This window comes from Paenibacillus sp. LX16, assembly GCF_036252815.1.
GTDB lineage: Bacteria > Bacillota > Bacilli > Paenibacillales > Paenibacillaceae > Paenibacillus > Paenibacillus polymyxa_B.
Window position 1 is genome coordinate 2,485,001 of record NZ_CP141152.1, and the last position, 7,796, is coordinate 2,492,796.

Annotated in this window: 3 protein-coding genes and 2 rRNA genes (1 of these 5 cut by a window edge); all 5 read left to right on the plus strand. The window is 47.1% G+C overall.

Features of this window, described 5'->3' with window-relative positions; translation table 11 throughout:
* A 23S ribosomal RNA gene (locus tag T3H97_RS11435) occupies positions 1 to 1,748 on the plus strand (it extends 1,180 nt beyond the left edge of the window).
* A 150-nt stretch (positions 1,749 to 1,898) separates the two neighbouring features.
* Positions 1,899 to 2,015: ribosomal RNA gene (rrf, locus tag T3H97_RS11440) — 5S ribosomal RNA — on the plus strand.
* Positions 2,016 to 2,971: 956 nt separating this feature from the next.
* Positions 2,972 to 3,796, plus strand: a complete 825-nt coding sequence (locus tag T3H97_RS11445) for a thioesterase II family protein (protein WP_250244949.1) — start codon at positions 2,972 to 2,974, stop codon at positions 3,794 to 3,796.
* A 214-nt stretch (positions 3,797 to 4,010) separates the two neighbouring features.
* A complete protein-coding gene (locus tag T3H97_RS11450; protein ID WP_328802580.1) occupies positions 4,011 to 5,906 on the plus strand; it encodes an ABC transporter ATP-binding protein in 1,896 nt (631 codons plus the stop codon).
* Positions 5,881 to 7,746, plus strand: coding sequence for an ABC transporter ATP-binding protein (locus T3H97_RS11455; RefSeq protein ID WP_328802581.1), 1,866 nt, complete (start codon positions 5,881 to 5,883; stop codon positions 7,744 to 7,746). Before T3H97_RS11450 ends, T3H97_RS11455 begins: the two co-directional genes overlap by 26 nt.
* Positions 7,747 to 7,796 lie beyond the last annotated feature (50 nt).

Here is a 7,796-nt window from a genome sequence, read left to right on the forward strand (position 1 = left end):
AACGGGGCTAAACACACCACCGAAGCTATGGCTTGATGCTTTGCATCAGGGGTAGGGGAGCGTTGAATGCGGGTTGAAGGTGTACCGTAAGGAGCGCTGGACTGCATTCAAGTGAGAATGCCGGTATGAGTAACGAAAAGATCTGTGAGAATCAGATCCGCCGAAAGCCTAAGGGTTCCTGAGGAAGGTTCGTCCGCTCAGGGTAAGTCGGGACCTAAGGCGAGGCCGATAGGCGTAGTCGAAGGACAACAGGTCGAAATTCCTGTACCACCGTAATCCGTTATGAGCGATGGGGTGACGCAGTAGGGTAGTGACGCGGACTGATGGATGTCCGTCTAAGCAGTGAGGCTGGTGTGTAGGCAAATCCGCACATCGTAAGGCTGGGCTGTGATGGGGAGCGAAAATTATAGTAGCGAAGGTCATGATCTCAGACTGCCAAGAAAAGCCTCTAGCCAGGAGAAGGTGCCCGTACCGCAAACCGACACAGGTAGGCGAGAAGAGAATTCTAAGGCGCGCGGAAGAACTCTCGTTAAGGAACTCGGCAAAATGACCCCGTAACTTCGGGAGAAGGGGTGCCTCGGTAGGGTGAATAGCCCGAGGGGGCCGCAGTGAAAAGGCCCAAGCGACTGTTTAGCAAAAACACAGGTCTGTGCGAAGCCGCAAGGCGAAGTATACGGGCTGACGCCTGCCCGGTGCTGGAAGGTTAAGGGGAGTGGTAAGCCCTTCGGGGCGAAGCTATGAACCGAAGCCCCAGTAAACGGCGGCCGTAACTATAACGGTCCTAAGGTAGCGAAATTCCTTGTCAGGTAAATTCTGACCCGCACGAATGGCGTAACGACTTGGGCGCTGTCTCAACGAGAGATCCGGTGAAATTTTAATACCTGTGAAGATGCAGGTTACCCGCGACAAGACGGAAAGACCCCATGGAGCTTTACTGCAGCTTGATATTGAATTTGGGTACGATCTGTACAGGATAGGTGGGAGCCGTAGAACTTTGAGCGCCAGCTTGAAGGGAGGCATCCTTGGGATACCACCCTGATCGTATCTAGGTTCTAACTTGGTACCGTAAACCGGTGCGAGGACAGTGTCAGGTGGGCAGTTTGACTGGGGCGGTCGCCTCCTAAAGAGTAACGGAGGCGCCCCAAGGTTCCCTCAGAATGGTTGGAAATCATTCGAAGAGTGCAAAGGCAGAAGGGAGCTTGACTGCGAGACCTACAAGTCGAGCAGGGACGAAAGTCGGGCTTAGTGATCCGGTGGTACCGCATGGAAGGGCCATCGCTCAACGGATAAAAGCTACCCTGGGGATAACAGGCTTATCTCCCCCAAGAGTCCACATCGACGGGGAGGTTTGGCACCTCGATGTCGGCTCATCGCATCCTGGGGCTGAAGTAGGTCCCAAGGGTTGGGCTGTTCGCCCATTAAAGCGGTACGCGAGCTGGGTTCAGAACGTCGTGAGACAGTTCGGTCCCTATCTGTCGTGGGCGTAGGAAATTTGAGAGGAGCTGTCCTTAGTACGAGAGGACCGGGATGGACGTACCGCTGGTGTACCAGTTGTTCCGCCAGGAGCACCGCTGGGTAGCTATGTACGGAAGGGATAAGCGCTGAAAGCATCTAAGCGTGAAGCCCCCCTCAAGATGAGATTTCCCAATTAGTAAGACCCCTTGAAGACGACGAGGTAGATAGGTTGGGGGTGGAAGTGCAGTAATGCATGGAGCTGACCAATACTAATCGGTCGAGGGCTTATCCTAAAATAAAACGCAAATAAGTTTCGGATCCAGTTTTCAGGGTGTAACCTTGAAGGTATGTAGAAATACATACAACAAGCGCATGGCTATTCATTCACACGATAAGTGATGAACCGAATAACCGTACGGAAGAATTTGCATAGCAAATTCATGTTTGGTGGCGATAGCGGAGGGGTTCCACACGTACCCATCCCGAACACGACCGTTAAGCCCTCCAGCGCCGATGGTACTTGGACCGCAGGGTCCTGGGAGAGTAGGACGTCGCCAAGCAAGATAAAAGAGCACAGCCTTAACGGCCTGTGCTCTTTTTGTATACCATAAGGCTTTCGCGTTTTGGAAAATATACAAGAAACCCATACATATACTCCATTCCACTAAATTAATATGATTGGGGGATAACTACAATAAAGCTTACAACACTCTGCATATCGACCGATAGTGAAGTCAAATATAATGAATTTATAAAACAGCAAGTCTCCAACAACAGGGAGACTTGCTGTTTGCCGTTACTGTTTTTTGAGGGGGTCAAAGATTAAAAGTAAGGCTATAAATTTCTAGAGAACAGGCACTTTTGAAGCGAGATAGAAACGTTTCTATTAGAGTTTGAAAAGAAAATTCATAGCTTTGAAAGAGAAAAACTCAATCCGAACTGATTTTTTAGACGAAGAGTCAGAAAAAAATATGCAAAATTTGGTCCTTTAGGACTATGAAATAACAATATTTATTACAAAATTAAAGAATTATTAATTTTGGCTTATGTGAGCTTGATACAAATTAAATCCATTATTCAGGAGGTTGAAGAGAGTTGCGAAAAAAGGCGGAATTTGTCGGATGATATCAGGTTGAATTTGTTACATTTATGTTAATGGCATGTAAAGATAAAATTGTTGTAGGATAAGGGGTTGGAGCTTCAATGTAAATCATAATGAGTTTAGTTTTACAAAATTCGTAAAAACCTAAAATTTCGTTTTAAACTAAATTAACAGATCATGATTGACAGATAACTAATACAAAAAGTGAAATTGTTGCTTTTGAAGTTTGGAAACAAATAACATAATATGGATTTTGTTTTATTTTTATGAGCTCTATCAATTTAGCCCTTTTGTCCCATGCCAAGTGGTTTTAAAGTTTGTATATTTAAAAACAGTTAGAAAGTGTTGGAAGAAAAAAAGATATATAAGGATTTACTGTAAAATTATAACTGTATAGAGGATGGAGGAATTCATATGACGACTCGATCACAATCTTGGTTCGCGAAAACAGAGGTCCAACCGACTGCGAAGCTCCAACTATTTTGCTTCCCCTACGCCGGTGGTGGTGCTTACATATTTAACTCTTGGAAGTCTAGGTTTGCGCCCGACATTACCGTGTTGCCTATACAACTTCCAGGACGTGAAAGCCGCTCAACAGAAGCTCCAATGGATACTCTTCAAGACATCGTTCAATCGTTGGTTCCTGCTATGGCTCCATTCATGCATAAGCCGTTCGCTTTTTTTGGGCACAGTATGGGGGCACTGATAGCATTTGAAACAGCACGCCAGTTATACAGCAAAACTGGAAAGCTACCTGTGCATATCATCATATCCGGTAAATCCGCACCACATATTCCATATTCCAAAAAACGACTCCATGATTTAGCAGACGATTCTTTTACCGAAGAGCTTCGTTTGATGCAGGGAACACCTGAAGAGGTGCTGCAAAATGCAGAATTGATGCAAATTATTATGCCTCGTCTGCGTGCAGATTTTAAGGTATGTGAAACTTATGTTTATCAGCCGGGAAATCCATTGATATGTCCGATGACTGTTTTAGGCGGAATGAAGGATTTTGAGGTTAGCACAGATTCACTCCATGCCTGGCAACAGCATACGACATCACCTATGGATGTTCGAATGTTCGAAGGTAATCACTTTTTCATCCATGAACAAGAACAAGAGGTTATGAGCGCAGTCGAGAACATTCTTTCTACATCCTCGCCGATGGCCCACGCGGCGGGAGCTCATACAGCTTACAACACAAGCACCCTACAACCACGATTCAGACAGAGTTGAATTTCCCACCATCACGATACACTTCGTTATTACCATCTCAGCAACAATCAACAACCAACCCACACCAAGATGCAAATTCCAGCATAGTTCAAAATCGCATTTTATTCTGCACGGATACTCATGCATCCAAACCCAGAGTTTATCTCAACGACGTCCACAGCCAATATAAAAAGTTCGCACTGAAAAAGTGTGGGCAGCGAAAAGAGGGATGCCCTTGTTTCGACTAAATTCTGCTTTTCGGAGACTCGCACGTTATGTAAGGCCGTATAATCTATGGGTTTTCATAACGGTGATCACCTCCTTGTGTTTGGCAACTATTGACATTATTTTGGGTAAGGCCATTGAGCAAATGGCACAGGGGACATTCTCCTCTACCCAGAACATGATCTATCTGGTTGTTGGTATGACGCTAATTGGAATGCCCTGTAAGTTTGTGATGAGGTACGCTTCAGCGCGATTTAGTGTTAGTGCTCTGCGCGACTTGAGAGGCGATCTCGTACATAAGTTTTGCGATTTACCGGTTTCCAGCGTGGAAAGGAAATTTACCGGAGATTTGGTATCCCGTCTAACCAATAATACGGCAGTATTACAGAACTTTTTTATCCAGCAGTTTGCCAATCTGTTTTATTTGCCGCTTGTGTTTACGGCATCATTCATATTGCTTTTACTGACAAGCTGGAAACTGATATTGGCAAGTCTTGCGCTCATGCCAATAGGAATGATCATAACATCACTAATGAGCAAGCCAATTGAAAAATACTCCGCGGATCTTCAGGAGAAAATTGCTCATTTGAACGCTGTGGGGCAAGATGCAATCGGAGGAATCCCTATCGTCAAGGCATTCAATATGCAAGCTGTGCTGTTGAAGAAGTATATGGTGATTATGGAGGAGGTCGTCAAGCGCGGCTTACGACTAGAAAAGCGCTATGCTGCCATTACTCCGGTAGGTGTGATGATGCTAGCAACACCGATTATTTTGGTCATTGTATACGGAGGATACCTGATACAACATGGAGAGTTGAATGCTGGAGGCATTGTACTTTTTTTATACCTGATTTCGTTCATATTGCAGCCGATTGCCATGCTGCCGACGATCATTTCGCAAATGAAGGAAGCTGGTGGAGCCGCAAAGCATTTGTTTGAGGTGCTGGATTGGCAGAATGAACGTCAGGACGGCGAAATGACCTTGGTAGATCAGAAGCGAGAGAATAGGGCGCCTCGTTTGAAAGACGATGCAGATGGGGAAGCCAACCGAATGAGTGAAGGCGGAGCAGAAAGTGATGATGACGTTGATAGTGTTGCTGTAGTCAGCTTTGAGCATTTGACCTTTGGCTACGATGAAGGGAACACAGTGCTGAAGGATATCAGCTTCCAGGCAGGGCAAGGGGATATGGTGGCGATTGTCGGTGCCAGCGGTGGAGGTAAAAGCACGATTTTCAAGCTGCTTTGCGGATTTAATGAACCTGGAGAGCATGCTGGAACCATTCAACTATTTGGAAAGAGTTTGACAGATTGGAATTTAACAAGCCTGCGCAGTCATATTTCGATGGTATCTCAGGAGCCGTCGCTTTTTCCGGCCACCATTGCAGAAAATATCGGATATGGACGTTTGGAGGCGACTCGGGAAGAAATTGTCGAGGCGGCGAAAGCGGCACATGCGCATGATTTTATTGTTCAACTTCCCGAGGGCTATGAAACCCTGTTGAGCGAGCGGGGAGGCGGATTGTCTGGCGGTCAAAAACAGCGTATTTCCATAGCAAGAGCGTTATTGAAAAATGCTCCGCTGCTTCTATTGGACGAGCCGACTTCAGCACTCGATAGTCAGTCGGAGGCTCAGGTGCAGAATGCGATGAATGCGGTAATGCAAAACCGGACGGTACTGGTCATTGCTCATCGACTGTCAACCGTACGTCAGGCGAACCGCATTATTGTACTCGATCAGGGGGGCATTGTGGAATCGGGTTCTCATGAGGAATTACTGGGTCGTGATGGTGTGTACCGAAAGCTGTATTTGAAAAATTTTGAAGAAGAACAGCATACGGCGGAAAACGGTAATTCGTTGCCTGAGGAAAGGGGTGAGCGTCGTGACCTTCAAGCAGGGGTTTTATGAATTTAAGCAGTTGATGTCCCTGATGAAGCCGCACCGAAAATGGTATTTTACCGGGCTGGTTGGCAATAGTCTGACCAATGCCAGCATCACGATTTTACTTTCTTTTGTGGTGCATTATTTGCTGAATTTCGCGGTTAATGGCGATGTACAGGAGCTATACCGAGCGGTCTATTTGGTCAGTGGTACATTTTTGGCGTTAAGTCTTATTTCCCCCCTGTGCAGCTATATGTATAAACGGTGTGTAAAGCTGGCAATTGCCGAAGTACGAATGAAACTATTTGGCCACATTGTCAAGCTATCGTACGATAAAGCCGAAAAACACCATTCGGGTGATCTTGTATCCCGTATGACGAACGATGTACAGGCGCTGGAGCAGGCTTACACCGTTCATATCCGCTCGATTATACTGGAAATTTCGCTTTTCTTGGGCTCGTTGGTCATTTTGCTGGTTCTGGATTGGCGATTTGGGATTATGGCGGTTTTACTTGGGCTGGCTTCAGCCTGGATAAATGCTCATTTCGCGAAGAAAATGCGAAAGACGAGTGAAGAGTTACAGGGACGGATGAGCAGGTTCACGGAACGATTGAGTGATTTGCTCTCCGGTTTGCAGACGGTAAAGTTGTTTGGGTTGAGGACAAAGGTAGGCGGACTTTGTAACGATGCAAGCGAGGACATAAACCGCATCAGCATCCGGCAGGGACGTCATATGGGCTTGCAGGATATGTGCAATTTTGTCATAGAGTTCATTACGCTGGGCGGTGTACTTGTCGCCGGATTGATTCTGGTATCGCAGAAGCAAATGGAACTGGGAGTATTGGGACAGATTGTGCAGCTGCAAACGGGTATTTCAACGGTGTTTTTGGAGCTAGGGGCGGCTGTAACACTGTTACAAAACTCCTTGGCAGGCTTGGCGCGTATCCGCGAAATTCTGGATGAGTCGAAGGAAGAGGAGCAGTTCCCCGCGGCTAAAAAGAAGGGACCGCTGACTAGGCTTATTGATCCCGAGACGGCAGCTTTATCAGCCCGTGAATCTGGGGAATTCTATGGCGATGTTGAGACCTTGCGTTCAGACCACGCCATTGAACAGACTCCGGCTGCTCTGGAGCTGCACGACATCACCTTTGGCTATCAACCTGACCATCCAACGCTGCAAAGGTTAAACTTGGTCGTGCCAGAAGGGCAGGTAACCGCGCTTGTCGGCCCGAGTGGTGGTGGCAAAAGCACAGTCATGAAGCTGTTGCTGGGATTTTACCCACCGGACGATGGTGTGCTGCGGGTTCGTGGTCGCTTGGCAGAAGAATTTCCGTTGGATGAGGTCAGGGATTTGATGGCCTATGTACCACAGGAGGCTACGCTGTTCCACGGTACAGTAGCGGATAATATCCGTTTTGGCTCACCGGCTGCCACGGATGAGGAAGTAGAGGCTGCGGCCAAAACAGCCTATGCCAGCGGCTTCATAGCCGAGCTGCCAGAGGGGTACGACACGATTGTCGGTGAACGCGGAGCCAATTTGTCCGGCGGTCAAAGACAGCGGATCGCAATTGCCCGTGCTTTGCTCAAAAATGCACCGATTTTGCTGTTGGATGAAGCGACCTCGGCTTTAGATGCAGAATCGGAATATGAAGTCCAGCAGGGCTTAAATGAGCTGATGAAGGATCGTACGACATTAGTCATTGCCCATCGATTGTCTACGATTGAACGGGCGGATACGATCTGTGTCCTTGCCGATGGCGAACTGAAAGAGCAGGGTACCCATGATCAGCTCCTTGCCGAGGGCGGTCATTATGCAGAGCTGTATGAGCTTCAATTTCGAAAGCATCCCGAGGAACAAACCGCATAAATATGCGAATTTCCTTTTTACCAATATCTATTTTGCGAGGAGAGAGACGG